This is a genomic window from Arthrobacter sp. SLBN-83 (assembly GCF_006715285.1).
In the GTDB taxonomy this organism is placed as follows: Bacteria; Actinomycetota; Actinomycetes; order Actinomycetales; family Micrococcaceae; genus Arthrobacter.
Map to the genome: position 1 here is coordinate 2,213,794 of NZ_VFMX01000001.1, position 23,810 is coordinate 2,237,603.

Annotated in this window: 24 protein-coding genes; 7 read left to right on the top strand and 17 right to left on the bottom strand. The window is 66.2% G+C overall.

Features of this window, described 5'->3' with window-relative positions; translation table 11 throughout:
• Window positions 1-324 precede the first annotated feature (324 nt).
• Window positions 325-747 (top strand): Hsp20/alpha crystallin family protein, encoded by a 423-nt coding sequence (locus FBY30_RS10170; RefSeq protein WP_142132771.1) that lies wholly within the window; start codon window positions 325-327, stop codon window positions 745-747.
• Window positions 748-975: 228 nt separating this feature from the next.
• Here FBY30_RS10170 and FBY30_RS10175 read toward each other — a convergent pair whose 3' ends face one another.
• The 9 genes from FBY30_RS10175 to FBY30_RS20640 all read right to left on the bottom strand — a co-directional run bounded on the left by FBY30_RS10175 (window position 976) and on the right by FBY30_RS20640 (window position 10,532).
• Complete coding sequence (locus FBY30_RS10175; RefSeq protein ID WP_200830669.1) at window positions 976-1,911, bottom strand: NAD(P)H-hydrate dehydratase; 936 nt, start codon at window positions 1,909-1,911, stop codon at window positions 976-978.
• Window positions 1,895-2,701: a histidine phosphatase family protein gene (locus FBY30_RS10180; RefSeq protein WP_142132772.1), complete on the bottom strand. Its 807-nt coding sequence runs from the start codon at window positions 2,699-2,701 to the stop codon at window positions 1,895-1,897. Before FBY30_RS10180 ends, FBY30_RS10175 begins: the two co-directional genes overlap by 17 nt.
• 246 nt (window positions 2,702-2,947) lie before the next feature.
• On the bottom strand, window positions 2,948-4,639 hold the full coding sequence (locus tag FBY30_RS10185; RefSeq protein ID WP_142132773.1) for an alkaline phosphatase D family protein: 1,692 nt from the start codon (window positions 4,637-4,639) through the stop codon (window positions 2,948-2,950).
• A gap of 189 nt (window positions 4,640-4,828) precedes the next feature.
• Entirely contained in the window at window positions 4,829-5,971 is a 1,143-nt protein-coding gene (locus tag FBY30_RS10190; RefSeq protein ID WP_142132774.1) for an LCP family protein, read from the bottom strand.
• Between the two features lie 134 nt (window positions 5,972-6,105).
• Window positions 6,106-6,774 (bottom strand): arsenate reductase/protein-tyrosine-phosphatase family protein, encoded by a 669-nt coding sequence (locus FBY30_RS10195; RefSeq protein ID WP_142132775.1) that lies wholly within the window; start codon window positions 6,772-6,774, stop codon window positions 6,106-6,108.
• 148 nt (window positions 6,775-6,922) lie between these two features.
• A complete protein-coding gene (locus tag FBY30_RS10200) occupies window positions 6,923-7,555 on the bottom strand; it encodes a DUF305 domain-containing protein (protein ID WP_142132776.1) in 633 nt (210 codons plus the stop codon).
• 56 nt (window positions 7,556-7,611) lie between these two features.
• Window positions 7,612-8,082 carry a hypothetical protein gene (locus FBY30_RS10205; protein ID WP_142132777.1) on the bottom strand — a complete coding sequence of 157 codons (471 nt, stop codon included), beginning with the start codon at window positions 8,080-8,082 and terminating at the stop codon, window positions 7,612-7,614.
• 32 nt (window positions 8,083-8,114) lie between these two features.
• The gene (locus tag FBY30_RS10210; RefSeq protein WP_142132778.1) at window positions 8,115-10,262 is read right to left on the bottom strand and encodes a heavy metal translocating P-type ATPase; all 2,148 of its coding nucleotides are present in this window, start codon (window positions 10,260-10,262) and stop codon (window positions 8,115-8,117) included.
• A 96-nt stretch (window positions 10,263-10,358) separates the two neighbouring features.
• A complete protein-coding gene (locus FBY30_RS20640) occupies window positions 10,359-10,532 on the bottom strand; it encodes a hypothetical protein (RefSeq protein WP_160141458.1) in 174 nt (57 codons plus the stop codon).
• A gap of 268 nt (window positions 10,533-10,800) precedes the next feature.
• Here FBY30_RS20640 and FBY30_RS10215 point away from each other — a divergent pair, with 268 nt between their 5' ends.
• Entirely contained in the window at window positions 10,801-11,481 is a 681-nt protein-coding gene (locus FBY30_RS10215; RefSeq protein ID WP_235009396.1) for a PAS and ANTAR domain-containing protein, read from the top strand.
• 87 nt (window positions 11,482-11,568) lie between these two features.
• Window positions 11,569-12,921, top strand: a complete 1,353-nt coding sequence (nhaA, locus tag FBY30_RS10220; protein WP_142132780.1) for a Na+/H+ antiporter NhaA — start codon at window positions 11,569-11,571, stop codon at window positions 12,919-12,921.
• 9 nt (window positions 12,922-12,930) lie between these two features.
• On the opposite strand, the gene FBY30_RS10225 is transcribed toward nhaA, so the two are convergent.
• The 7 genes from FBY30_RS10225 to FBY30_RS10255 form a co-directional block, all read right to left on the bottom strand.
• A complete protein-coding gene (locus tag FBY30_RS10225) occupies window positions 12,931-13,194 on the bottom strand; it encodes a hypothetical protein (RefSeq protein WP_142132781.1) in 264 nt (87 codons plus the stop codon).
• A gap of 109 nt (window positions 13,195-13,303) precedes the next feature.
• Entirely contained in the window at window positions 13,304-14,461 is a 1,158-nt protein-coding gene (locus FBY30_RS10230) for an ABC transporter ATP-binding protein (protein ID WP_200830670.1), read from the bottom strand.
• Window positions 14,458-16,047 carry an ABC transporter permease gene (locus FBY30_RS10235; RefSeq protein WP_200830671.1) on the bottom strand — a complete coding sequence of 530 codons (1,590 nt, stop codon included), beginning with the start codon at window positions 16,045-16,047 and terminating at the stop codon, window positions 14,458-14,460. Before FBY30_RS10235 ends, FBY30_RS10230 begins: the two co-directional genes overlap by 4 nt.
• A 4-nt stretch (window positions 16,048-16,051) precedes the next feature.
• A complete protein-coding gene (locus FBY30_RS10240) occupies window positions 16,052-17,107 on the bottom strand; it encodes an iron ABC transporter substrate-binding protein (RefSeq protein ID WP_142132782.1) in 1,056 nt (351 codons plus the stop codon).
• 179 nt (window positions 17,108-17,286) lie between these two features.
• Window positions 17,287-17,865, bottom strand: coding sequence for a hypothetical protein (locus FBY30_RS10245; protein WP_442858280.1), 579 nt, complete (start codon window positions 17,863-17,865; stop codon window positions 17,287-17,289).
• Window positions 17,866-17,878: 13 nt separating this feature from the next.
• On the bottom strand, window positions 17,879-19,027 hold the full coding sequence (locus tag FBY30_RS10250) for a zinc-dependent alcohol dehydrogenase (RefSeq protein WP_142132783.1): 1,149 nt from the start codon (window positions 19,025-19,027) through the stop codon (window positions 17,879-17,881).
• 206 nt (window positions 19,028-19,233) lie between these two features.
• A complete protein-coding gene (locus FBY30_RS10255) occupies window positions 19,234-19,932 on the bottom strand; it encodes a TetR/AcrR family transcriptional regulator C-terminal domain-containing protein (protein ID WP_142132784.1) in 699 nt (232 codons plus the stop codon).
• A gap of 416 nt (window positions 19,933-20,348) precedes the next feature.
• Here FBY30_RS10255 and FBY30_RS10260 point away from each other — a divergent pair, with 416 nt between their 5' ends.
• Together FBY30_RS10260 and FBY30_RS20645 are read left to right on the top strand one after the other, a co-directional pair.
• Window positions 20,349-20,603, top strand: a complete 255-nt coding sequence (locus FBY30_RS10260) for a hypothetical protein (protein ID WP_142132785.1) — start codon at window positions 20,349-20,351, stop codon at window positions 20,601-20,603.
• A 108-nt stretch (window positions 20,604-20,711) separates the two neighbouring features.
• Window positions 20,712-20,855 carry a hypothetical protein gene (locus FBY30_RS20645; RefSeq protein WP_160141459.1) on the top strand — a complete coding sequence of 48 codons (144 nt, stop codon included), beginning with the start codon at window positions 20,712-20,714 and terminating at the stop codon, window positions 20,853-20,855.
• A gap of 151 nt (window positions 20,856-21,006) precedes the next feature.
• Here the strand turns inward: FBY30_RS20645 and FBY30_RS10265 are convergent, their stop codons facing one another.
• Window positions 21,007-21,570, bottom strand: coding sequence for a GAF and ANTAR domain-containing protein (locus tag FBY30_RS10265; protein ID WP_235009397.1), 564 nt, complete (start codon window positions 21,568-21,570; stop codon window positions 21,007-21,009).
• 532 nt (window positions 21,571-22,102) lie between these two features.
• Between FBY30_RS10265 and FBY30_RS10270 the strand changes: the two genes are divergently transcribed.
• Window positions 22,103-23,050 carry a response regulator gene (locus tag FBY30_RS10270; RefSeq protein WP_235009398.1) on the top strand — a complete coding sequence of 316 codons (948 nt, stop codon included), beginning with the start codon at window positions 22,103-22,105 and terminating at the stop codon, window positions 23,048-23,050.
• 264 nt (window positions 23,051-23,314) lie between these two features.
• Window positions 23,315-23,806, top strand: a complete 492-nt coding sequence (locus FBY30_RS10275; protein ID WP_235009399.1) for a hypothetical protein — start codon at window positions 23,315-23,317, stop codon at window positions 23,804-23,806.
• The last annotated feature ends 4 nt before the right edge of the window (window positions 23,807-23,810 follow it).

Sequence of the window (23,810 nt, forward strand, 5' to 3'; positions counted from 1 at the left end):
GGCGCCGCCGGCGCCCGGCCCGCTGCCGGTGCCGGATCCAGGGCCCGCGCCGCTTCGCCCGGATCCCACCAGGGACTGACCGCAACCCGTAAAGCAGTGACTCCAAAGAGGGGCCTTCTGCGCAGCAGCAGCTGCGCAGAAGGCCCTTTTAGGATGCGGGCGTCGCGAAAATCAAGCCCGCTTCTGCCCTGAAAAATATGCAGGAAATCCGCGACTTAACCCCTTGAAGACCTCCCGCTGCAGTGCTAAAAAATCTATATCAGCCACCACACATCAGGCTGATGTGGAAACAGTGTTGGACCAACTCTTACCAGGAGGGAAGCCATGTTGATGCGAACCGATCCGTTCCGCGAGCTGGACAGGCTGGCCCAGCAGGTCCTTGGTACCACTGCGCGCCCGGCGGCGATGCCGATGGACGCATGGCGTGAGGACCAGGAATTCGTCGTGGCGTTCGATCTGCCCGGCGTCGCTGTGGATTCGGTGGACCTGGACGTGGAACGGAACGTGCTGACGGTGCGGGCGGAAAGGCCCGATCCCGTGGGCAAGGACACCGAACTGATCGCAGCGGAACGGCCGCGCGGCGTCTTCAGCCGGCAGTTGATCCTCGGCGACACGCTGGACGTGGACAACGTCAAGGCGAGCTACGACGCCGGTGTGCTGACGCTGCGGATCCCGGTGGCCGAAAAGGCCAAGCCGCGCAAGATCGAGATTGAAACGAAGGGGGCAAAGCAGGAGATCTCCGCATAGCCGGCGCAGGGATTCCGCTCAAAGCGGGAACCGCAGAGGACCGGAAGGCTCGGGAGGCGGGCACATCTGTTGACTGCCTTTTTGGGGCGAATCGCCATCTGTGCAACGCCACAGCGCCAGACAGCGCATCGGCAGCTTAGGCCTTAACCTCCCGACACGGTGGCCCCCGGGTTTAGCCGGGGGCCATCCGCGTGCCGGGGGCACCTGCAGTCCGCCGTGAAGCCCGCGTCAAACGCTGAATTCCAGCATCAGGGCGGGCAATTCGTCAGCCAGTTCGCGGGCCAGGAAGCCGAGCGGTCCCAGCCTGCTGGCCAAACGGTCCCCCGCCGCTGCATGCAGGTGGGTTCCCCAGCAGGCTGCCTGGGCGCCCGTGGTTCCGCGGGCCCGGAACCCGGCAATGGCTCCCGCCAGCACGTCGCCGCTGCCGGACGTGCCCAGCCCGCCGTACCCCGTGGTGATCTTCCACAGCTCCGGCTCGTCCGGGTTCAGGCCGGGCGGCTGGGTGATAAGCCCCTGGCAGCTGACCACGGCGCCGAACCTGGCGGAAATCTCGGCCAGGTCCTTTTCGAGGTCGTTCACGTCCCGCCCCAGCAGGACCGCCGCTTCCGTCGGGTTCGGGGTGAGGATCAGCCTTCCGCGCCACGGGCCAAGTTGATCCTCCAACGGCACCAGGGCGCCCAGCGCGTAGGCATCGAGGACGACGGCGGGACCTTCCCCCGAGCCAGCGTCGCCCTGGGAGCCACTCCCCGCGCCGCCCTCGCGGCTGAGCATCGCCTCCAGCAGTTCGTTGGCAAGATCGGGATCGTCCAGGCCCGGGCCCACCAGGATGGCGTCGGCTTTATCCAGGTAGGGGGAAATCCGGTCCAGCTCCGGCTTAACAGAGCCAGCGGCGGTTTCCGGAAGTCCGATCGAGCCGCACTCGGGCATCGCCACCCCCAGGTGCACCGACACCGATTCGGCCACCGCCAGCGTGAGCTTCCCGGCCCCGGCGCGCAGGGCTGCGGTGCCGGCCAGGAGGGCTGCGCCGGGCGTGGCCCTTGCCCCGCCCACCACCAGCACCGAGCCCCGGGAATACTTGTCCTGGCCCGGCGCCGGCAGCGGCCACTCCCGCAGGAGCGACGGCGTCACCAGGGTGGGTCCGGATGCATCAGCGCGGGCGGACACTGGTGTCTCCCGCGTGCTGGGTGACCGCGACGCCCTGCTCCGCCAGATGGTCGGCCACGTTGAAGCTTTCCAGAGTCCATGGCCCCACTCCGGAGGGGCGGACGAACTTGGTCACTGAGGCGTTGAGGATGGCCTCCCTGGCCGCCAGGTCCAGCAGTTCCTTTTCGCTGAGGCCTTCCAGGACATACCGGAACAGCATGATCACGGCGTCGTGGCACACCAGCATGACCCGTTGGCCCATCCCTGTGCTGTTCAGCTCCGCCAGGACGGACCGCAGCCGCAGCGCCACGTCCGCCCACGATTCCCCTCCCGGCGGCCGGTAGTACAGCTTGCCCAGCCAATCCCTGCGCTCCGATTCCTCGGGGTAGCGGTTTTCCACGCCCAGCCGGGTGAGCCGGTCCAGGATGCCCAGTTCGCGGTCACGGAGCCGCTCGTCAGTGCGCACCTGCAGCGGCCAGCCGGCCGTCTCCACTGCAATTTCAGCCGTTTGCCGCGCCCGGGCATACGGAGAGGACACCACCGCGTCGGGACGGAACTCCTCGGCGATCCGTCCCAGTGCCGTGCCCAGAGCCTTGGCCTGGTCCCTGCCGGTTCCTGACAGGTCAACATCCGCATCCCGGGCGGGAACCTCGATGACCTCCACGCCGGCGTCACGGGCCTCGGTGGCCGCCACGTTGCCTTCGCTCTCACCATGCCGGATCAGCAGCAGCTCCACGGCCCCGGGCTGCTGGACCGCCTCCGTCAGGCCGCCGTCGTTCGCTGAAGTGCTGTTAACTGAAGTGTCCTTCAAAAAATCACCCCGTCCTCGCTGTTCCGAATGCGTACCGAATGCAGGAACACTACCAACGGTGTACCCAGGGGTCGGCGCAAAATAACCGACGACGGCGGCAGCGCCCGGGTGCGCCGCCGCCGCTGCAGCACCGCGCGGCTCGACGCGCATATTGCCCGGCGACGCGCAAAGCCATCGACGCACCCCATATACGGGCGCGTCGGGGAATATGCGCGTCGCTGGCGGCATTGCGGGTTGAGGCAGGAGCTACCGTTCGGGCATCAACACCTTGGAAAACACCGTGGTGCCGTTCGCGTTCCGGAGGCTGGCGGTGAAACTGTTGTCCTCGCCCAGCTGGACGTGGCCGAAAAACTGGTTTTCGCCGTCGCGCGGTGACTCCCCGGCGAAGCGTCCGGTCTTGGAGAACATCACCTCGGGGCCGAACGTGCCGTCCATGCTGTTGGGGCCGAAGGAACCTGCGGCGATGGGTCCGGCCACGAACTCCCAGAAGGGGGCGAAGTCGGTGAAGGCGGCACGCTCGGGGGAGTAGTGGTGGGCGGCGCAGTAATGCACGTCCGCGGTAAGCCACACCGTGTTCTTCACGCCGTTGCGCTTGAAAGCGCTGAGCACCCCGGCGATCTCGAGTTCGCGGCCCAGGGGAGCGCCGTTGTCGCGGTTGGACAGGCTCTCCTGGTTGACCGGGCCGTCCGGCACCACGATGCCCAGCGGCAGGTCGTTCGCGATCACCTTCCATGTCGCCTTGGACTTGGACACCTCGCGGATGAGCCAGTCCACCTGCTCCTGGCCAAGAATGTTCGTGGCGTAGGGTTCTTTGCCGTCCGTGTTGGGGGACTTGTAGGTGCGCATGTCCAGGCAGAAGATGTCCAGCTGCGGGCCCCGGGAGATTTTCCGGTAGATCCGGGCGGGCTGGTACTGGCCGGCGTCGTCGAACGTGCCGGGGCGCCAGACGGCCGAGCTGTCGGCGATGGGCATGTTTTCCTGCCACGCCTGCCGGCCGCGGGCGGCGAGGGTGTTGACGTCCCGTACCGTGTAGCGCGAATCCTCGAGGATCTGGCCCGGGTACCAGTTGTTGTGCGTCTCGTGGTCGTCCCACTGCGCAATGACCGGCACGTCCGCGAACATGGCCCGCATATTGGCGTCCATGGAGTTGTAGCGGTGCCGGCCGCGGAATTCGGTGAGCGTTTCGGCCACCTTGGACACTTCCTCCGTAACCAGGTTGCGCCAGACCTGGCCATCCTTTTCCACCACGGTTTCGGCCATGGGCCCGTCCGCGTAGATGGTGTCCCCGGAGTGGATGAAGAAGTCCGGGCGGGTCTGGTGCATGGCCCGGTAGCCGCGCATCCCGCCGATCTCCTCGTTGATTCCCCAGCCCTGGCCGGCGGTGTCGCCGGTCCACACAAAGCTTTGGGCGGACGACGCCGGGACGTCGCCGCCGTTGCTGGTGTCACCGGTGCGGCCCTTGCCGTTGACCGTCCCGGCGTCGGGCGCCGTGCGGAAGCTGCCGCGAACCGTCTCACCGGCCGCGCCGCCGTCGTCCTCGAAACTGATCTCCAGGGCAAAGCGGGTGTTGGACGGCAGGTTTCCGGCGTGAATCTTGGCGGTGAAGTCGGACGCCTGGGTGGCGCGGGGCCCGCGGAGGACCCGCTCAAAGGCGCCGCGCCCCCGCAGGACCTGGCCGCCGTCGTCCACTGCCCGCAGGACGGCCGTCATCCGTCCGGCGCCCGACGCGCGGGACCACAACACAGCCGAATCGGAGGTGACGTCGCCTGTGGCGATGCCGCTGGGCAGGGCCAGCCGGTTACGGACCAGCGCGACGCCGGCGGGAGCCTGGGTGGCTGCCGAAGCGTTGGCGGCGGGAACCGATGCCAGCGCGGCGGCGAGGACGGAACTCTTGACAATGGTGCGGCGGGAAACCCCTGCCTGGGAAGACTCAATCATGTCCTCAGGCTTTCCCGGGTCGGCACACAGCCTCCGACGCCGGGGTGAACGGGCGGTATACGACGCGCAAATTCCCCCGCGATGCGCCAAAGCGCTGTCGCACCCCTGATATCGCCGCGCCAGGGAATCTGCGCGTCACCACCGCTTTGGCGCAGCGCCACCTCTCCCCGAGGCCGGGCACGCCCCGCCCTATGGTTTCGCGAAGTCGCCGATCCGGCCCTCCCGCAGCGCCGCGCCCACGGCCGCGATGCCACCGTAGTCGGGAAACAGCACGGACTGCCCGGCCACGAAACCCGAGCCCGCGGTCGGCAGCGTCATGGTGCCGATGGCGTTCACGTCAAGGTTCCGCAGGCTGTAGGCCAGGATGGCTGCCTGCACGGGGTCGAAGGCCTTGTCCACGGTCAGGCAGCAGGAAGCGAAATCGACCAGGGACCGCACTGTATTCACGTCGTTGAGGGCGCCGCCCGCGGTGAGGCGGGCCAGGATGGCGCGGAGCATGATCTGCTGGTCGCGGACGCGTTGGAAGTCGCCGTCGGCGAAGGCGTAGCGCTCGCGGGAGAACTCCAATGCCGCCTGCCCGTCCAGGTGGTTCATGCCGGCGGAAAAGACGTGCTGGGTCTCAATGCTGGACTGGAACGGGATGGGCACGTTGACATCGATGCCGCCCAGGCCGTCCACCAGGATCTTGAACCCGCCAAAGTCCAACATCAGGGTGTGGTCGATGGTGATCCCGAGCAGTTGCTGCACGGTGGCGGTCTCCATGTCGATGCCGCCATACTGCAGGGCGGCGTTGATTTTGGCGGCCCCGTAGCCGGGGATGTCCACCCAGTTGTCGCGGTTAATGGAGATGAGGTACAGGTTCCGCCGGTCGGCGGGGACGTGGACCACCATGAGGGAGTCCGCCCGCTGGTCCTGGGGTTCGCCGGTGGCTGCGGTATGGGCGGCGGCATCGCGTGCCGGGGTGCCGCCGCGGATGTCACTGCCGATGACCAGGATGTTCATCGGGGCTGCAGGCAGGTCCGGGATAGGGGCGGGCGGGGGTGGGGGAGCCGGAGTCGGCGGGGGCGTTTCAGAGGGAGTCGGTGCAGGCGTTTCGCTGGGCGACTGCGTCTGGGTGGCTGCCGGCTGCGCTTCCTGGCCGGCGCGGTTCAGGCTGAAGACCGCGATTCCGGCCGCCACCACCAACGCCACCGCCACGAGCGCGGCAATCCAGCGGCGGCGGCCCAGGGCAACCAGCCAGGCGGGCCGGTGGGCGGATTGGCCGGTGGGCTGCGAACCGGAGTTGCCGGGACCGCTGGGACCGGATGGATCAGAACCGCCTGGGATGCTCATGACGCCTCCACCTCATTGTGATTGGTGGGATCAGTGTCCGTCCGGCAGGGCCTCATTGGCTACAGGAGTAGCCAAACTGTCACCTTGACCGGCTTGCGGCAGCGGCGCTTGGGTGGCGCCGTCCCTTGTTGCCCTCACAGTTGGGCGGCGTCGGGGCTCACTGGTGCATTGAGGCGGGCGTGGCGCAGGATGGAGACGATCGCCGGAGCCAGCTGGTCCTCCATCTCCCGGTAAACCTCCGGCGAACGGCGGTACGGGTCCACGATGTCATTTTCTGCGGGGTCGGCAGGCAGCGAGAGGTGCCGCACCCCGGCGGCCCGGGCGGGCAAGCCGCGCCACAAGGCGGCGTTGGCAGCGAGCCGGGACTCGTCGTCTGACGCTGCTTCCTGGGCAGAAGCGGCCGGCTGGCTGTTATTTTCGGCGGCGCGCTGGTCCAGGACATTGAGCATCCGGGCGAACTCGCGGATGGTGAAGGTCCGCTTGAGCAGGGAGGCGTCCAGCTGCAGGACCTCGCCGCGGTGCCCGGAGGTCATGGTGAGCACCAAGTCCACGCCGCGCAGGATCCTGGGGGTGAGCTGGCGGGCTGCGAACCCATCGGGATTCCCGCCAAACGTCCGCACGATGTCCGCCGAGATGGGCTGCATGGGCTCGCCCACCAGGGCGCGGGTGCCCGCACTGGACACCTGGAAGCCGCCGGGCACCACCTGGTCGAGTCCCGCCTGCAGCAGCCGTTCGGCCACGGGAGACCGGCAGATGTTGCCGGTGCAGACGGTCAGGATTCGTACTGGTGCGGAAGTGTCCAAGGAGATTTTCTCTTTTCCCAGCTGGCGGCCGATCTGTTCGGGCCCGTGCCCTTCAACTTAACACGCGATGGCGCGGCGGCGGCTCCCGGACCGGAAGCCGCCGCCGCGCCGTTCACGTTTCCCGCCGGGCGGACGGGCTGTCCCATGGCTAGAGCGTGGCCAGCAGCTCCTTCATCTGCGTGATCTCCGCCCGCTGCGCGTCCACGATGTCGTGGCCCAGCTTCACCGCTTCAGGGGACTTGCCGGCGCTGATCTCCTGCTGGGCCATGTCGATGGCGCCCTCGTGATGGCCGATCATCTGCTGCAGGAAGAGCCGCGCGGCGTCGGTGCCGGTGGCGGACCTGAGCTTGTCGATGCCGGCGTCGTCCACCATGCCGGTCATGCCGTGGCCGGTGTGGTCGCTCATCCCGGTGGGCACGTTCCAGCCCTGGAGCCAGCCGGTCATCTGTTCGATCTCGGGCGCCTGGGCCGCCTTGATCTTGGTGGCCAGCGCGGTCACTTCCGCCGGGATGTCCTGCTTGTCCAGGATGATGCCGCTCATCTCCACCGCCTGGGCGTGGTGCGGGATCATCATCTGGGCAAACATGATGTCGGCTTGGTTATGGTCGGCGCTCGCGCTGGGGCTCATGCCGGCGCCGGGCATCGTGCTCGACATGGGGGTGGAGCTGCCGTGGTCCATGGGCATGCTGTTGCCGGAACCGGCGTTGGCGGCGCAGCCGGCCAGGCCGAGTGAGGCGGCCAGGGCAGCAGCAATGGACAAGGTCTTGATGGTGGTGTTCATGGTTGTCTTTCAGGGAAGTGGGTGACTGGGCCGAAGTGAATTTGGCGCAGTCCGGTTTACGTCCGGCTGATCGACAGGTCGCAGGGTGTTAGGCAGGGCGGCAGATAGCTGTAGCCCGGAGTGTTGCCGACGGCGGCCAATGCAGGAAGGGCGGTCAGGGACGCCGGGGGCGGGGAAACGCTGACTGGGCCGCCCGGTGCCGTGGGGACGCAGGGCGCGCCCGGTTTCTGGGCGCCCGGGCAGGAACCGCCGCAGGCGGCGGACTCGAGGACCGGCGCGTCCGGGCCGGTGGCAGGGTGGCCTGCGTGCACGGCATGGCCGTCACCGGCAGAATGCGCGACGGCAGAATGCGCGACGGCAGAATGCGCGACGGCGGCGTGCCCGGCGATTGCCCCACCGGACACTGACCCGTGGGAACCATGCCCGGAGGTGAGCACGTGCATGCCCAACAGCCCCGTGATGACGGCGAGGGTAGCTGCCAGCAGCCAGGCATGGCGAAGGAGGGACGCCGCGGCGCGGGTGGTCATGGCCGTCCCTCCTTTAACTGGCATTGGATTGTTCAACGTACCTCGGACGGGTTCAGTTTCAGGCGCCGGAGGAGCTGGGCATTCAGTGCCACCACAACGGTGGACGCGGACATCAGCACTGCCCCCGCTGCCGGTGACAGCACCACCCCGGCGAACGCCAAGACACCGGCAGCCAGCGGCACGGACAGGATGTTGTAGCCGGTGGCCCACACCAGGTTCTGCCACATCTTCCGGTAGCTGGCCCGGGACAGGTCAACCATGGACAGCACGGCCCGGGGGTCGTTTCCGGCCAATACCACACCGGCCGACTCCACTGCCACGTCGGTTCCGGCGCCGATGGCGATCCCCACCTCGGCGCGGGCCAGCGCGGGGGAGTCGTTAACGCCATCGCCCACCATGGCCACCTTCAGCCCGCGGCCCTGCAGCTCGGCCACTTTCTTGTCCTTGTCCGCAGGCAGGACCTCGGCAAACACTTCATCGATTTCCAGGTCCGCGGCCACTGCCTGGGCCACCTGGTGCGCGTCTCCGGTGACCATGGCCACCTTGACGCCGCGCCGCTGCAGGGCTGACACGGCCTGCCGCGACTCCGGCCGAACTGCGTCCTCCATGCTGACGGCACCCAGGACGTTGCCGTCGTCGACGACGTGGAGCACTGCGGCTCCGCGGTCCATCCAGGCTTTGGTGCTCCCCGCCAGAGAGGCAGGTTCGACGACGCCGAGCTCGCGCAGGAGCGCCGGTCCGCCCACGTGCACCGTACGGCCGTCAACGGTGGCCCGGACGCCCCGGCCCGTCAGCGAAGTAAAGCCGGTGGCGGCGGGCAGCAACAGGTTACGTGCCTTGGCGGCGCGCACGATGGCCCGCGCCACAGGGTGTTCACTGTCGGACTCCACCGCGGCGGCCAGGGCCAGCACCGAGTGGGCATCTGCTCCTTCAGCCACGGCGACGTCCTTCAGCTCCGGCTCGCCCGTGGTCAGGGTGCCTGTCTTGTCGAACAGGACAACGTCGATGGTCCGCATCCGCTCCAGCGCCATCCGGTTCTTGATCAGGACGCCGGCCCGCGCAGCCTGCTCGGTGGAGATGGCGATCACCAGCGGGATGGCCAGGCCAAGGGCGTGCGGGCAGGCGATGACCAGGACTGTGACGGTCCGGGTGACGGCGTCCGGAACGCTTCCCATCAGCGTCCAGGCGATGAAGGTCAGGACGCCGGCGCCGGCGGCGAAGTAGAAGAGGAAGGCCGCAGCACGGTCCGCCAGGGCCTGCGCGCGCGACGATGAGGCCTGTGCTTCCTCCACCAGCCGCTGGATCCCGGCCAAGGCGGTTTGGTCGCCCACGGCCGTGACCCGGACGCGGACGCTGCTGTCCGTGGCCACGGTTCCGGCCACCACGGGATCGCCCGCGCCACGCGCCACAGTCTTGGACTCGCCGGTGATCATGGATTCGTCGAACTCGGCCTGCCCGTCCACCACGTTTCCGTCAGCGGGCATGCGGGCGCCGGGGCGGACCAGGACCAGGTCGCCGGGGTTGAGTTCGGAGACGGGGATGGTCTCGGTGCCGCTGTCCGTGATGCGTTCGGCTTCGTCCGGCAGCAGCGCGGCGAGGGCGTCAAGGGCGCCCTGCGCGGACCCGAGGGCGCGCATCTCGATCCAGTGCCCCAGCAGCATGATGGCCACCAGCAGGGCCAGCTCCCACCAGAAGTCCAGGTCGAAGCCGCCGATTCCCAGGCTGGTGACCCAAGACGCGGCGAAGGCCACCGTGATGGCCATGGCGATCAGCAGCATCATTCCGGGAGTGCGGTCCCTGAGCTCCTGCAGGCCGCCCTTGAGGAACGGCTGTCCGCCGTACAGGAAAATTACAGTGCCCAGGACCGGGGGGATCCAGGCGGAGCCGGGGAATTCCGGCGGCATGTAGCCCAGGAGGTGGGCCATCATGGGGCTGAAGTAGACCACGGGAATGGACAGGGCCAGCGTCAGCCAGAACCTGTTCTTGAACATGGCCGTGCTGTGCCCCGCGTGCTGGCCGTGGGTGTGGATGGTGTGGTCGTCGTCGTGCTGGCCGTGGCCGGTATGCCCCGCGCTGTGTGCCGGGGGCTCCGTCAGCGTCCGGCTGGGCGGCTGGTGGTCATGCCCGCCGCCCTGGTGGTGCATGGCGGGGTCGTCCTGCATATCGTGGTGATTCTGCATGGTTCCTCCTTGGAGGCAATCGCTGCCCGGCTCTACCCGGGACTGCGGAAAAATGTTCAGACCGCGCGCGGGGCGCCGTCCGTCTCAGGCCAGGCCCTAACCGGCGTTGAGTTGGGTCGAGGCGTCGGCGTCGGCAGTTACGACGGCGGCGGGAGACTCCCGGTGGGCGGTTGCAGGGAGGGTGCTGGCCGGTTCGGCCGGGTTGGCTGGAGCGCAGCAGCTGCACCCGGGGGATGTGAGGGGGAGCTGGGGACGGTTCCCGCTGTTCATGTCAGTTCCAATCCGTTGAGGGAATCAAGGGGTGCTGGGGTTGAACGGCTGTGAAGGCTGGCGCGGGTGCGCCGGCCGGGACATACCACTTCACTGACAACATCGCCAATATACCCCCTAGGGGTATTATGGTCAAGCACTCTAACGCAGGTCCCCCGCGACTTCCATGGGACCTCCCGCACTACCTTCTGTTGCGCAAGGCGACCATACTGGAAGGAGTGAGGACAGGGCCGGCCCGCTGGGGGCTGGCCATTGCGGGAGGTGCCCTGTGACGGAGCTCAGCGATCTGTACACGTATTCGAGTGCACTCGGAGACAGCGAAAGCGACGCCGGGATCTTCAGGGTGGAATTGGAGCCCGCCGGTCCAACCTTCCAGTGGTCGGACGGGATGTTCCGGCTGCACGGTTACCAGCGCGGCGAGGTTGTGCCCACGCTGGAACTGATCTTCGCCCACAAGCATCCCGACGACCGCGAGCAGTGCGAGGAGATTGTGGGGCAGGTTTCCACCACTGGTGGCTTCTTCTGCATGTATCACCGGATTGTGGATGCCCACGGGAAGACGCGGCGCGTGCTGACCTCCGGCGAGGCGGTCCTCGGTGACGATGGATCAGTGGTGGCGCTCGAAGGCGTGACGGTGGATCTCAGCCGCACGCTGCAGCGCGAAACCGAACAGACAGCGCGGGACGCCGTCGCCGGCGCCACGGCAACCCGGACCGTGATCGACCAGGCCCGTGGCATCCTCATGGGCCAGCTGAAACTCGGCTCCGATGATGCCTTCCAGATGCTGGTGAGCACCAGCAGCCACCGGAACGTCAAGCTGGTGGTGGTGGCGGCGGAACTGGTGCAGTTGGCCAACTCGCCGGAGGCGCGGACCTACCTGGACCGTGCCGTGCGGGCCATTCAACTGCACGGCCGGGCGGACCACGCGGGAGGCCGGCGCGCCGGGTAGCGCCCCGTTCCCCGGTAGGATTGACGGAGGTGCGCCGGGAAGTCTGGTCGGCATGGATTTGTCGAACCCGGATTTAAGGACGCCCGTATGAACTCCAGCACGCCCGCCCCAAAGACAAATAAGGTTTTCGGTTCCACGGTCTTTGCGCGCGGCAGTTACGCCGAGGCGCTGCGCATCGGGGAGATCCTCCGCAAGGAAACTGTAGGTGGCGCCCTCCTGGTAATCGCTGCCGTCATCGCGCTGGTATGGGCCAACTCCCCGGCGGCGGACAGCTATTTTGCCCTCCGCGACTTCAAGGTCGGCTACGAGCCGTGGCACCTTGAGCTCAGCCTGGGGGCGTGGGCGGCGGATGGGCTGTTGGCCATCTTCTTCTTCCTGGTGGGCCTGGAACTCAAGCGCGAGTTCGTGGCCGGTGACCTGCGCCAGATCAGCAAGTCGATTGTGCCCGTGGCGGCCGCCGTGGGAGGCGTGGCGGTCCCGGCGGTGATCTACGCCGTCGTCAATCTCGCCAGCCCGGAGACACTCCGGGGCTGGGCCATTCCCACCGCAACGGATATTGCGTTTGCCGTTGCCGTCCTGGCGATCATTGGATCCCACCTGCCCAGCGCCCTGCGGATCTTTCTGCTGACGCTGGCGGTGGTGGATGACCTGATCGCCATCACCATCATCGCGTTCTTCTACTCCAGCGACATCCAGGTGGCGCCCCTGCTCCTGGCACTGATTCCGCTGGCCATCTATGCCTTCCTGGCGCAGAAGTTCCGCCGATTCTTTGGCCTCCATGCCGCAGCGGCGTGGCTGGTCCTGCTGCCGCTGGGGGCCGTGACCTGGGCGCTGGTGCACGCTTCCGGCATCCATGCCACCGTGGCCGGGGTCCTGCTGGGCTTCGCCATCCCCGTGATCCGCTCCCAGGCGTCGGGCGGACCCGACGCCGGCCCCGGGCTGGCCGAGATCTTCGAGCACCGGTTCCGGCCCATCTCCGCGGGCGTGGCAGTACCCGTCTTCGCGTTCTTTTCGGCCGGCGTGGCCGTGGGCGGCTGGGCGGGACTGGGCTCAGCCCTGACGGACCCCGTGGCGCTGGGCATCATCCTGGGCCTGGTCCTGGGCAAGCCGATCGGCATCCTGGCCACCACCTGGATCCTTACCAAAGCCACCAGGGCCACCCTGGACAGCTCCTTCAAATGGATCGACGTGTTTGGCGTTGCGCTGCTGGCTGGGATCGGCTTCACCGTCTCCCTGCTGGTGGCGGAACTCAGCTTCGGCAACGGCAGCCTGCATGACGACCACGCCAAGGTGGGCATCCTGGCCGCGTCGCTGGTTGCCGCGCTGCTGGCAACGGCCGTGCTGCGCACCCGCAACCGGCAGTACCGGCTCGCCGAAGAGCTTGAAAAAGTCGATACGGACCACGACGGCGTCCCTGACGTCTATCAGGACCGCGCCTGAGCCTTTCCGCTAGGCGGTGGCGAGCGGCGTGGCCGGAGGTTGCGGTTTGGCTGGGACTTCCAGCTTGACCGGAGCCGGGTCCACGTGGCGGATCTCCAGTGCCTCGGGGTCCAGCAGCTTCCGAGTGCCGGTCCGGGCGTCCAGGATCCAGAAGAGTTCCAGGGCCGGGACGACGTCGGTCACCTTACCCTTGTGGAAGAGCCTGCCCCGGTGCCACGCCTCGATCTGGTCCCCGACGCGAAGCTGGGCCGTACGTACTCCTGGTGCCTCCATGATGGACTGCCTCCTGCTGTTGTGTCCCCGTAAACACAGCTTGCCGGGGAGACATTGCCGGAGTGTTTCCGCAGGGTGATTTTTCGGTGACAGGAGTGGCCGGTGGTGCTCAGTCGTCCATCGGGAAGGCGACGGCTTCGCCCACCACCCGCAGGCACAGCTCCATGCCGGGCCGGGCGATCGAGGCGTTCCAGTGCCGGATGGTGATCACCTCGCCTCCGCCGGGGTAGCGGTGGTCGGCGTGCTCCGCCACTTCCTTGGGCACGTTCAGCTTCAGCCGCACGGTGGTCTCGGGGCCGAAGTAATCCGTGTCAACCACCACGCCGCGGATGGGTCCGTCCTCGGCAATGCGGATCTGTTCGGGCCGCAGCATCAGCTGCACCCGCCCCTGCGCCGGCGGCCGGCGGACTGGGATGCCGCCCAGGGAGCAGGTGGCCAGCGAGCCCTCCAGCCAGGCGTCCAGGATGACGGCGTCGCCCAGGAATTCGGCGGTGGCCCTGTCCGCCGGGCGGGTGTACACCACGAAGGGGTTGCCGATCTGGGCCAGCTTGCCGCCGCGCATCACGGCCACCTGGTCGGCGAAGGACAGGGCCTCGGCCTGGTCGTGGGTGACCAGGATGGTGGTGACTCCGTGTTCGGCCAGGACCTTGGCCACGGCGCGGCGGGTGGCCACGCGCAGGCCCGCGTCCAGGGCGGAGAAGGGCTCGTCCAGGAGCATCAGCTCCGGTTCGCGGGCCAGCGCCCGGGCCAGGGCAACGCGCTGCTGCTGTCCGCCGGAGAGCTGGTGCGGGCGGCGCTTGGCCATGGACGCATCCAGCGACACCATTTCCAGGAGTTCCGCCACACGGGCGTTGATGGCACGCCGGCCGCCGTCGAGCTTTGCCGCGTTCAAGCCAAAGGCAACGTTCTGGCCCACCGTCAGGTGCGGGAAGAGGGCACCGTCCTGGGCAACGTACCCGATCTCCCGCTTGTGCGCCGGAAGCCAGGCGCCATCACCGGCCACAAGGGTCCCGTTCAGCGAGATGCTGCCGGTGTCCGGATGCTCAAAGCCGGCGATCAGGCGCAGCAGCGTGGTCTTGCCGGAGCCGGACGGGCCCACGATGGCGGTGGTGCCGCCCTTGGCCACGGACAGGTTGACGCCCCTCAGGACCGCCTGCGATCCGAAGTTCTTGGTGACGTCCGTGATCTGCAGGTGGCTGTTGGTGGTTGCTGCCACCGAGGGTGCCACCCGGGGCTCGGGCAGCCTGCGGGTTGATGGTGCTGTCACTGTCCGGCTACTTTCTTGGACTGTTGGAAGAGGAGGTAGGTCATGGGGGCGGAAAGCAGGATCATCAGCAGTGCGTACGGCGCGGCGCCGGCGTAGTCGATTTCGCTGCTCTTGCTCCAGAACTCGGTGGCCAGCGTCTTGGTGCCGTTGGGGGACAGGAGCAAGGTGGCTGTGAGCTCGTTGGCGATGGCAAGGAACACAAGCGCTGCTCCGCCGGCGGCAGCCGGGGCGGTGAGGCGCAGGGTGACGCGGATGAAGGCCAGCAGCGGCGGCTTGCCCAGCGCCTGGGCTGCCTCGTCCAGTTCCTTGGGGGCCTGTGCCAGCCCGGCCCGTAAGTTCACCAGGGCCCGGGGGAGGAACAGGAGCACGTACGCCGCCACCAGCAGCCCGGCGGTCTGGTACATCCCGGGGACCATGCGGATGCTCACGGTGACGAATGCCAGGGCCACCACGATGCCGGGCATGGAACTGGTGACGTAGTTGGACAGTTCCAGGGACTTGCTGAACCAGCCCGGGTGGCGGACGGCGAGGTAGGCCATGGGGAAGGCCACCACGGTGGTGGCTGCTGCGCCGGCGAGCCCGTAGGTGAAGGTGGTGAGGAGTGCCGGGAGGAACTCGGACGCGGTCCAGATGTCCGCCCCGCCGGCCAGGATCCAGCGCATGACGTAGTACAGCGGGAGCCCGAAAGCCAACGCGGTCAGGGCCAGCAGGAACAGCTGGGCGGGAAGCTGGTAGGCGTGCAGCGGGAGCCGCAGCGCCCTGGCCTGCACGCCGGAACCGATCCTGGCGTAGCGGGCCGTGCCGCGGCTGCGGACCTCCGCGACCAGCAGGAGCAGGCAGAAGAACACCAGGACGCTGGCCAGCATGTTCCCGGCCGCGCCGTTGAACGTGGACTGGTACTGGGTCATGATCGCGGTGGTGAAGGTGTCGAACCGGATCATGGCGAAGGCGCCGTATTCGGCCAGCAGGTGCAGCCCCACCAGCAGGGCACCGCCCGTCAGTGCGATCCGGAGCTGGGGGAGCACCACCCGGAAGAAGGCGCGCCAGGCGCCCAGTCCCAGTGCGGCGGCGGACTGTTCAATGGCCGGGTCCAGCCGGCTCAGCGTGGCCGCGGCCGGGATGTACACCAGCGGGAAATAGGAGAGCGTGGAGATCAGGATGCCGGATCCCAGCCCTCCGAGCGACGGGACGGCGGAGACCCAGGCATAGCTGTTCACGAACGCGGGGACGGCCAGCGGAGCGGCCAGCAGCACGGCCCAGATCCGGTGGCCGCGCAGTTTGGTCCGTTCCACCAGCCACGCTCCCGCCACGCCAAGCAGCAGGCACAACGGGATGGTGGCGGCCATCAGGAGCAGGGTGTTCAGCAGCAGTTCGCCCACACGGGGCCGCAGGATAAGCCCGACGGCGGTGTCCCACCCGGTTGCCACCGTCATGTAGGCCACGTACCCCAGCGGGACGAGGGAGAAGAGGGCGATCAGCACCGCCAGGACGGACACTGCGGAAACGCCGAAAGGCGGGCGGGGGCTGTTGCCCCGGCCCGCCGTCGTCGTGCTCCGCCCGGGCGGAGCCGATAGATCGGTGGTCACGGAATTAGAGGAGTCCTGCCTGGGTCATCAGATCGGTGACCTTCTCGGAGTTGAGCTTGGCGGCGTCAACCTTGGGTGCCTGCAGGTCCTTGATGGGAACCAGCTTGTCATTGGCGGGAACATCGGACCCGATGGCGTACTCGAAGGACGTGCCGTTCTTGAGGACTTCCTGGCCCTTCTTGCCGGTGATGAACTTCAGGAACTCCTGCGCAGCGGCAGCGTTCTTGGAGGACTTCAGCACACCGCCGCCGGAGACGGACAGGAAGGCGCCCGGGTCCTGGTTCTTGAAGTAGTACGGGGTGACGTTGTTCGAGTTCTCGCCGGTCTTGGCCTGATCGCCGTAGTAGTAGTAGTGGTAGATCAGGGCGGCATCCACTTCACCGGCGTTGACGGCCTTCATGGCGGTGCTGTTGCCCTTGTAGGCCTTGGAGTTTTCCTTCATGCCCTTCAGCCACTCTTCGGTGGCGGACTCGCCCTTCAGCTCCAGGAGTGCGGAGACGATGGCTTGGAAGTCGGCGCCGCTGGGGGAGGCGGCCCACCGGCCCTTCCACTCCGGGTTGGCCAGGTCAAGCATGGACTTGGGCAGCTTGTCCTCGGTGAGCTTGGTCTTGTTGTAGACCAGCACGGTGGAGCGGGCGGCGATGCCGGTCCACTTGCCGGTGGACGGCGAGAATTCGGCGGGGACCTGGGACAGGGTGTCCTTGTTGACGTCGGCAAACAGCCCGGCATTTTCCACCTGCGTCATGGCGGGGGAGTTCTCGGTCAGGAACACATCCGCGGGGGAAGCCTGGCCTTCCTGGATGATCTGGTTGGACAGTTCGGTGTCCGAGCCCTGGCGCATGGTCACCTTGATGCCGGTTTCCGCCGTGAAGGCATCCACCCATTCCTTGGTGAGGCTCTCGTGCTGGGCGTTGTAGACCGTGATTTCGCCCGAGGCGGCATCGCCGGACGCGGCGGACGAGCTATCGCCGGCGGGGGTGGAGCCGCCGCAGGCGGTCAGGCCGAGAGCTGCGCTGGCGGCGAGTGCGATGCCGGCCAGCGCGCTGTTGCGGATCTTCATTGAGGCTGCTTTCGGTGGGGAAAAAGTCTGCTTGAACCTAAGTCCTATTAGGAAACACGAATGTTGCCTATGTCAGAAAACTGTAGGGTAGGCAAACCTAAGCTCCAAGCCGAAAAGCAGATTAAGTGACGAGGTTCACATCAATTACGAAACTGTGGCGTGACGTAATTGCGGTCTTCTCAGCGCCGGCTTCGCAGGGCCCGCAGCACTGCCGCCGCCCCGAGCCCGGCCAAAACCCACGGCCCGGCCACGATCACCGGATCCATCCAGGCGTGGTTCACGTCCACCCGCTTGCCTGCCCGCGACTTGAGTCCGTTGCCGGAGAATTCGCTTCCAACCCCGGTCTCCGTGATCGGGTTGTCCGGCCGCAGGGTGGCAAAGGACTTCAGGTGGCTTTCCCAGGCATCCACCCGGTCGGCGGCAATCAGCAGCAGCCAGTGCGCCGCCCGCCCTTCGCTGTACCGGCGGTAGGCATACCTGCGGATGGCGCCGGAGGCTCCCTTGAGCGGGGCGGAGGTGCCGAAGGCGGGCGTCAGCATGGCGTGCTCAATGGACCGTTCGCGGGGCTGCGCCTCCGGTTGCCGGTCCGGGAACTTCCAATGCGCGCCGGTCTGGATGCCGGGCTGCTCGCGCGGGAACGACGGCCGGTCCTTCGGGTCCAGGTCCACACCCCAGCCCGGAATGCGGGCACGGAGAGCCACGCGCGATTCCATGGGGGTGGTCTTGGCTGCGATGTAGGGGGTTGCCGGTTCAGTCATGATGCACTCCCGTTCAGGCCGTGGTGGAGATGATGAGGGGCTTGATGATGTTGTCCAGCTTGGCCGAGAACAGGTGGTAGCCCTCGGCAATGTGCTCCAGCGGGATCCGGTGCGTGACCAGGTCGCTGGGCTTCAGGTACCCGTTTTGGATGTGCCCGAACAGGCGCGGCCACTGGCGTTTCACCGGGCACTGGTTCATCCGCAGCGACAGGCCCTTGTTCACGGCATCGCCGAACTTCACCGCGCTGAAGATGGGTCCGTAGGCGCCCACCACGGAGACCGTCCCGCCCTTGCGGACCGCGTCGATGGCCCAGTTCAGTGCCACGGGCGAGCCGCCCTGCAGCTTCAGCTTCGTTGCCGTGACCTGCTGCAGGAAGTTTCCGTCCGCCTCGGCCCCCACGGCGTCAATGACGACGTCGGCGCCCAGGTAGTCGGTTTCCTTCTTCAGGTGCACCACGATGTCGTCGTACTCGGCGAAGTTGAACGTCTCGGCCTGGGCAAAGCTGCGGGCCTTCTCCAGCCGGTACTCCAGGTGGTCGATGACGATAACGCGCCCGGCTCCCATCAGCCAGGCGGACTTGGCCGCGAACAGGCCCACGGGGCCGGCGCCGAACACCACCACCGTGTCCCCTTCCACGATGTCGCCCAGCTGCGCGCCAAAGTAGCCCGTGGGGAGGGCATCGGTGAGCAGCACCGCGTCCTCTTCATCCATCCAGTCCGGGATCCTGCTGGGCCCCACGTCCGCGAACGGTACGCGCACGAATTCCGCCTGGCCGCCGTCGTACCCTCCGCAGGTGTGGGAGTAGCCGTAGATGCCGCCCACCGCCGTCGCGTTCGGGTTGACGTTGTGGCAGTTGGAGTACAGGCCCCGCGCGCAGAACCAGCAGGAGCCGCAGTAGACGTTGAAGGGGACCATCACGCGGTCGCCGGGGATCAGGTTCTGCACCGAGGAGCCCACCTGGTGCACCACCCCCACGAATTCGTGGCCGAACGTGGTGCCTACCCGGGTGTCCGGCATCATGCCGTGGTAGAGGTGCAGGTCCGAGCCGCAGATGGCGCCGGTGGTGACGCGGATGATGGCGTCGTTGGGGTGCTCGATTTTTGGAATGTCTTTTTCTTCGACCCGGATCTTGTACGGGCCGCGGTACACCATTGCTCGCATTCGTGCCGCCTCTGTTGTGGCTGGCAGTGGGAGTGCTCCAGACAGGAACCAGCCCCGTTGCTTGAGGCCCACCGCGATCTTCACAGGCTTCCATCCGCCGGGAGGGAGGTCAAGGGCGGGTGCCGGCGCGCATAGGGCCGAAGCAGTGGCACCACATACTCACCCTCACGGAGGCCGGCAGGAGGCTTTCCCGTGGGGAGCTGGCGTCAGCGATCTTTCCCGTGGAGTTGGGCGGCCAGGCCGGAGAGCAGGATTGTGAGGCCCTGGTCGAGTTCGGCCGCGCCGTCGTAGCCGGCGAGGACTGGGCCCAGCGCCCGGAGGTGGGGGAATTCCTTCGAAGGCAGGCGGTGTAGGCCGAGGCGGAGGAGTGCTTCATTTTCTTCCGGGTCAACGACGTATTCCTGGAGTTCGTTAAGGATGTGGCCGTATAGGAAGCCGTAGTAGGCCCGATACACATGGAGGGCGTCGCTGGGGCGGAAGCCGGTGCCTATTAATAATCCCAGAATTTGTTCAAGGGGGCGCAGGGTGCCCAGCGGGCGCAGGCCCAGCGGGGTAGACAGGGGCCTGGTGACCAGCAGGGGTACGACGTTGGGGTGCCGCAGGGCCAGGAGCCGCAAGTCGTGCGCGATCCGGCGCAGCTGTGCCTGCCAGTCGAGCACGTCGGTGAAGATTGCGAGTTCATCCAGGACGGTTTCGGTAACCCCGTCCAGCAGGGCTGCCCGGTTGGCCGCGTAGCGGTACAGGCTCATCGGGTCCCGGCCGAGCTCCTGCCCGAGCCGGCGCATGGTGAGGGCCTCCAGGCCTTCGGCGTCCACGACTTCCAGTGCGGTGGAAAGCACAAGCTCCCTGCTCAGGGGGACTTTACGGGGGCTTGCGCTGCTGGGGGAGCTTTTGGGTGTGGCCATGGCTGGCGTCCTCTTGTTCATTGCGCTGGTCTTCGAGGCGGCCGATACGGAAAGCTTGCTTACGGTCTCATCTACACGTAAAGTCTACATCGTAGAGAAGTTGTCAACATGGTTTCAGCCAAGGGATCAGAGTTGCGCAGCCGTTCAAGCTGCTCATGTCACCTTAGGAGAAACCCATGGCTACTCAAACCCTGAACAGACACCCCGGCCGTCCCGTCCACGCGGACCGCGCGTAGCCGCTCTCCTGGCTTCCCGGCCAGGAATTGGAACAGTTCAGGTTCAGAATTCCCCAGCAGGGACGCCGGCCTGGACTGTCACCCCCCCCATCATTGATACGCCTGGCCATTTGTCCCGTGCAGGGCGCTGGTTCTGAGGCCTCGAGCCTAATGGTCTGCACCCCGTTGAAACGAGCCACGATGGCACAGACACACTTCGACCAGTTCCTCCAGGAAGCCACCTACCGCGACCACGAGCCGGGAAACAACCTGGGCCGGGACTCCCTTTATGGCCTATACACCAGCTGGTGCTGTGTGTCAGGCAAGGAGCCGCAGGCAGAGCACGTCTTCTGGGCCGCCATGCGGCAGCGGCACAGCGCAGGCGAATTCCTCCACCTGAAGAAGTGTCCCGCAGCGGCCGATTACATTCTTGCCAGCTACCCGGCGCTGGTCTGAATCATCCACCTGCCAGCGATCCGTCCCGCCGGCTCGCCGCTCCCTGTTTAGCCGCACCAAGCGGAACCTACGGCCGAACCAACGGCAGAACTTCAAGGCAGAATAATCATGACTAATCCCACCCCATCCACAGCAGCCCATGCGACGTCGTGTACCCGCCTTGACGATCTTGACCTGACTCCCGATGTCCTGGCTGACGCCCCGGCCCACGAAGAGGACCAGGAAAGTCTTGTCCATATCGGGAACAGCTAAACAACACCTTCGTCGTGGGTCCAAGCCGTCCCCATGCGGCTGTACTTCCTGCCCGAATACACCCCGTCCGAAGTTTCCATACCTAAATGGACCTGCTGTCCGTATCCCAGGCCGAGGGATTCCTCCTGGGGGAGGGGTACATCGAGCTGGTTCAGGTGTCGAAGTGCGTCAATAGTTCAGGGTCCTCCGAAACGGTTGCAACGACCGCTGCCGCGACATCACGGAGCTTCACGTTGCGGGTGCTTGAAGCGATTTTGAGGATCTTCAGGGCTGATTCCTGGCTGCAGCGGTTTTGGGCCATGATCACTCCGACCGCGACATCGATCGTGGTCCTGGATTCCATCGCGGTCGTGAGGTGCTTTCGGTCTTCCGTCAGCTGCGTGACCCGCACTGCAAGGCGCAAGGCCTTGGACACTTGCGCGGCGTAGGCTTCGGCGTGCTTGATATCCGCGCCACTGAATCCATTTGTTCGACTCGAGTACAGGTTAAGCGCCGCGTTCGCCTCCCCTTGCAACGGAAGTGGGACGGACAGGACGGAGCCGATTCCCTCAGCCCATGCGGCGGCCGCGTAGCGGGGCCAGCGCGCCTCCTCCCTCAGGTCCGGGACGTGGATGGTCGTCAGGCCCTGAACCGCAGTCAGGCAGGGCCCTTCTCCCAGGCCGTATTGAAGTTCATCCAGAGCATGAACAGCTGGTTCACTGGTGGCGACCGTCACTGGTTTTTGCGCCGCACCAATGTCACACCACACAGCAGGTCATGGTTAACGGAAAACGTGGAGGCCGAAAAAGTCGCCAGTTCGCCTAGCATGTCGGCCACGTCCGCGCATTCCAGAACCAGGTCCTGGAGGCGGTCACTGACGTCAGGTGCGGAATGGAAAGTCGGGTCCTGGGCCATGCTGGCCTCGCTTCTGATGATGCCCTAGACAATGACTTTGAGGAGGCATCATGAAAGACTTTGGACCGCCTGATCGACGGAGTTTAAGCGTACGCCCCCACCGTCTGTAAGGGTGACCCGGCTGGTGGGAAATCTGGCGGCAGATTTGCAGTGCTGCGCGGTGTTTGAGGGAGAGCAGGATCCCGCACCGGGGTGTCCGGATTCTTTTTATAGGGCTAGCCTTGCAAGTGGGTCGGCAAGTCCGTGTGCTATTTCGACGGAAGCCTGTGGGTTAGGTGACTGTTGTCCTTTCCAAGGTGGGGCCAGGGTGGCAGTAGGAGAGTAACAAGCGCCTTTGGGATTTTGAAGGGCGGATGAACGGAAACGACATGGTGGCTGCCCATGGCCTGGGTTCAGTGTCCTTAGCCCAAAGCGTCTACGTAGTGTGTGGTGAAGAGCTGGTCAGGCGCAGCTTGCGGGAGTTGCTGGAGGCCAATGGGTTCAGCGTTTCCGGTGAGTCGGCGTCTGTTCGCCAGGCGATACGAAGAATCCCTGCCTTGCGTCCGGATTTGGTCATCATCGACGATGATCTTCCCGATGGTTCCGGTGTCGGGCTTTGTCGAACAATCGCTGCTGCTGATGACGCCATCCGATGTGTGCTGATGACCGGTGAGACCGACGAAGCAGTTCTGATCGCTTCTATCTTGGCCGGTGCTTGGGGGTGCTTGTCGCAACAGGATCACAACTCTGAGCAGCTCAGGCTGATACGGCGGGCGGCGCTCGGGTACACCGCCTACAGCCGTCGTTTCCAGGCGGGAATCCTGGCACCTATCCAGGCCAGCGAGATGAAGGTGCCAGACTCGAGGTTCGGGCTGCTTTCAAGGCAGGAGATGAAGGTGGCGGTCGGGGTGGGCCGAGGGCTGAGTAACCGCCAGATCGGACAGGAGTTGTTCTTGGCCGAGAAAACCGTGAAGAACATGGTGTCATCGGTGTTGTTGAAGCTGGACATGGCGCGCAGGACTGAGGTTGCGGTGTTTGTCTCCGGGGCGCTTGAGAACACTGAAAACGCAGTGCACGAGTACCGGCGCAGTCGTGACAGGGATTTGATTGCGGAGGTGACCGTGGCGCTTGTGATCTGCACCAGTGAGGATGGCGTCGCGCCGCGGCCTAGGAGTGTGCTGCTTATGGACGCCGTGCGGCTTGACGTTGCGCTGGCCGCTGTACGGACCCACGGCGCCGGGCTGGACAATCGCCGGAACGACGGAGAAAAGTTGAAGGCTCTGAGGCCCCGACGTCAGGGGCGTCAAATCCCTGGGGCCTAGACAGTGCGCCCGGGCTCGGGTCACGTTCCATCATCGCCGCTGGCTGCGTAACGGTCCTGACAGGGAACTGTGAACTTCGTCGTTGACCAGCGCCTGAGTACGACGGTTGTTGGGCCGTTTCTTGACCGATTAACCGCCCTGCTCATGACCATCATGGACCCATGCGGCCCTTATAGCCAGCCAGGGTTCGCTATCAGGGCCGCATAGTTGGAGAACTCTGTGCTGAGGGCCCGGCGGAACGGAGAGAAGGCGCATAGTTGGATGATGATGACAATTGAATCCCGGAGCTTTTACACGCGCGGTGACTCCTTCAGCGTTGGAGCTTCACAGGAACATGTCCAGCGCGCCCTTGTGGGTTTTGGGGCGACGGAGGTCCGCTTCAGCCAACGCGGGGACCTGAACGCCATCGCGTTCAGGGCAAATGGAAGGCAGTTCCGCATTGTCCTCTCGTTGCCGCAATCCCAGGGAAGCGCAGGTGACGGGGATGAACCGGAACAGGCTCGAGGCCATCGCATCACAGCCAAAGCACTGGAACTAAATGCCCGCAGGTTCTGGCACGCTTTTGCCCTTGCAACTGATGCCAAGCTCGCAGCGGCCTTAGCGGGTGTTGCCACGCTCGAATCGGAATTCCTCGCCCACGTCGTTCTCCCCGGCAATCGCACCGTTTTCGACGAACTCGAACCTGTCATCGCGTCCGCCTACCGGTCCGGCAGGCGTCCCTCAATCCGTACCGCGGCGACATCCCCGACTGATTAGAAGA

Bases quoted from the DNA above. Each gene is read 5' to 3' on its own strand.
- FBY30_RS10170 (WP_142132771.1), top strand. From the start codon at position 325: ATGTTGATGCGAACCGATCCGTTCCGCGAGCTGGACAGGCTGGCCCAG.
- FBY30_RS10185 (WP_142132773.1), bottom strand. From the start codon at position 4,639: ATGATTGAGTCTTCCCAGGCAGGGGTTTCCCGCCGCACCATTGTCAAG.
- FBY30_RS10190 (WP_142132774.1), bottom strand. From the start codon at position 5,971: ATGAGCATCCCAGGCGGTTCTGATCCATCCGGTCCCAGCGGTCCCGGC.
- FBY30_RS10200 (WP_142132776.1), bottom strand. From the start codon at position 7,555: ATGAACACCACCATCAAGACCTTGTCCATTGCTGCTGCCCTGGCCGCC.
- FBY30_RS10205 (WP_142132777.1), bottom strand. From the start codon at position 8,082: ATGACCACCCGCGCCGCGGCGTCCCTCCTTCGCCATGCCTGGCTGCTG.
- FBY30_RS10210 (WP_142132778.1), bottom strand. From the start codon at position 10,262: ATGCAGAATCACCACGATATGCAGGACGACCCCGCCATGCACCACCAG.
- FBY30_RS20640 (WP_160141458.1), bottom strand. From the start codon at position 10,532: ATGAACAGCGGGAACCGTCCCCAGCTCCCCCTCACATCCCCCGGGTGC.
- nhaA (WP_142132780.1), top strand. From the start codon at position 11,569: ATGAACTCCAGCACGCCCGCCCCAAAGACAAATAAGGTTTTCGGTTCC.
- FBY30_RS10225 (WP_142132781.1), bottom strand. From the start codon at position 13,194: ATGGAGGCACCAGGAGTACGTACGGCCCAGCTTCGCGTCGGGGACCAG.
- FBY30_RS10240 (WP_142132782.1), bottom strand. From the start codon at position 17,107: ATGAAGATCCGCAACAGCGCGCTGGCCGGCATCGCACTCGCCGCCAGC.
- FBY30_RS10245 (WP_442858280.1), bottom strand. From the start codon at position 17,865: ATGACTGAACCGGCAACCCCCTACATCGCAGCCAAGACCACCCCCATG.
- FBY30_RS10250 (WP_142132783.1), bottom strand. From the start codon at position 19,027: ATGCGAGCAATGGTGTACCGCGGCCCGTACAAGATCCGGGTCGAAGAA.
- FBY30_RS10255 (WP_142132784.1), bottom strand. From the start codon at position 19,932: ATGGCCACACCCAAAAGCTCCCCCAGCAGCGCAAGCCCCCGTAAAGTC.
- FBY30_RS10260 (WP_142132785.1), top strand. From the start codon at position 20,349: ATGGCACAGACACACTTCGACCAGTTCCTCCAGGAAGCCACCTACCGC.
- FBY30_RS20645 (WP_160141459.1), top strand. From the start codon at position 20,712: ATGACTAATCCCACCCCATCCACAGCAGCCCATGCGACGTCGTGTACC.
- FBY30_RS10270 (WP_235009398.1), top strand. From the start codon at position 22,103: ATGAACGGAAACGACATGGTGGCTGCCCATGGCCTGGGTTCAGTGTCC.
- FBY30_RS10275 (WP_235009399.1), top strand. From the start codon at position 23,315: ATGATGACAATTGAATCCCGGAGCTTTTACACGCGCGGTGACTCCTTC.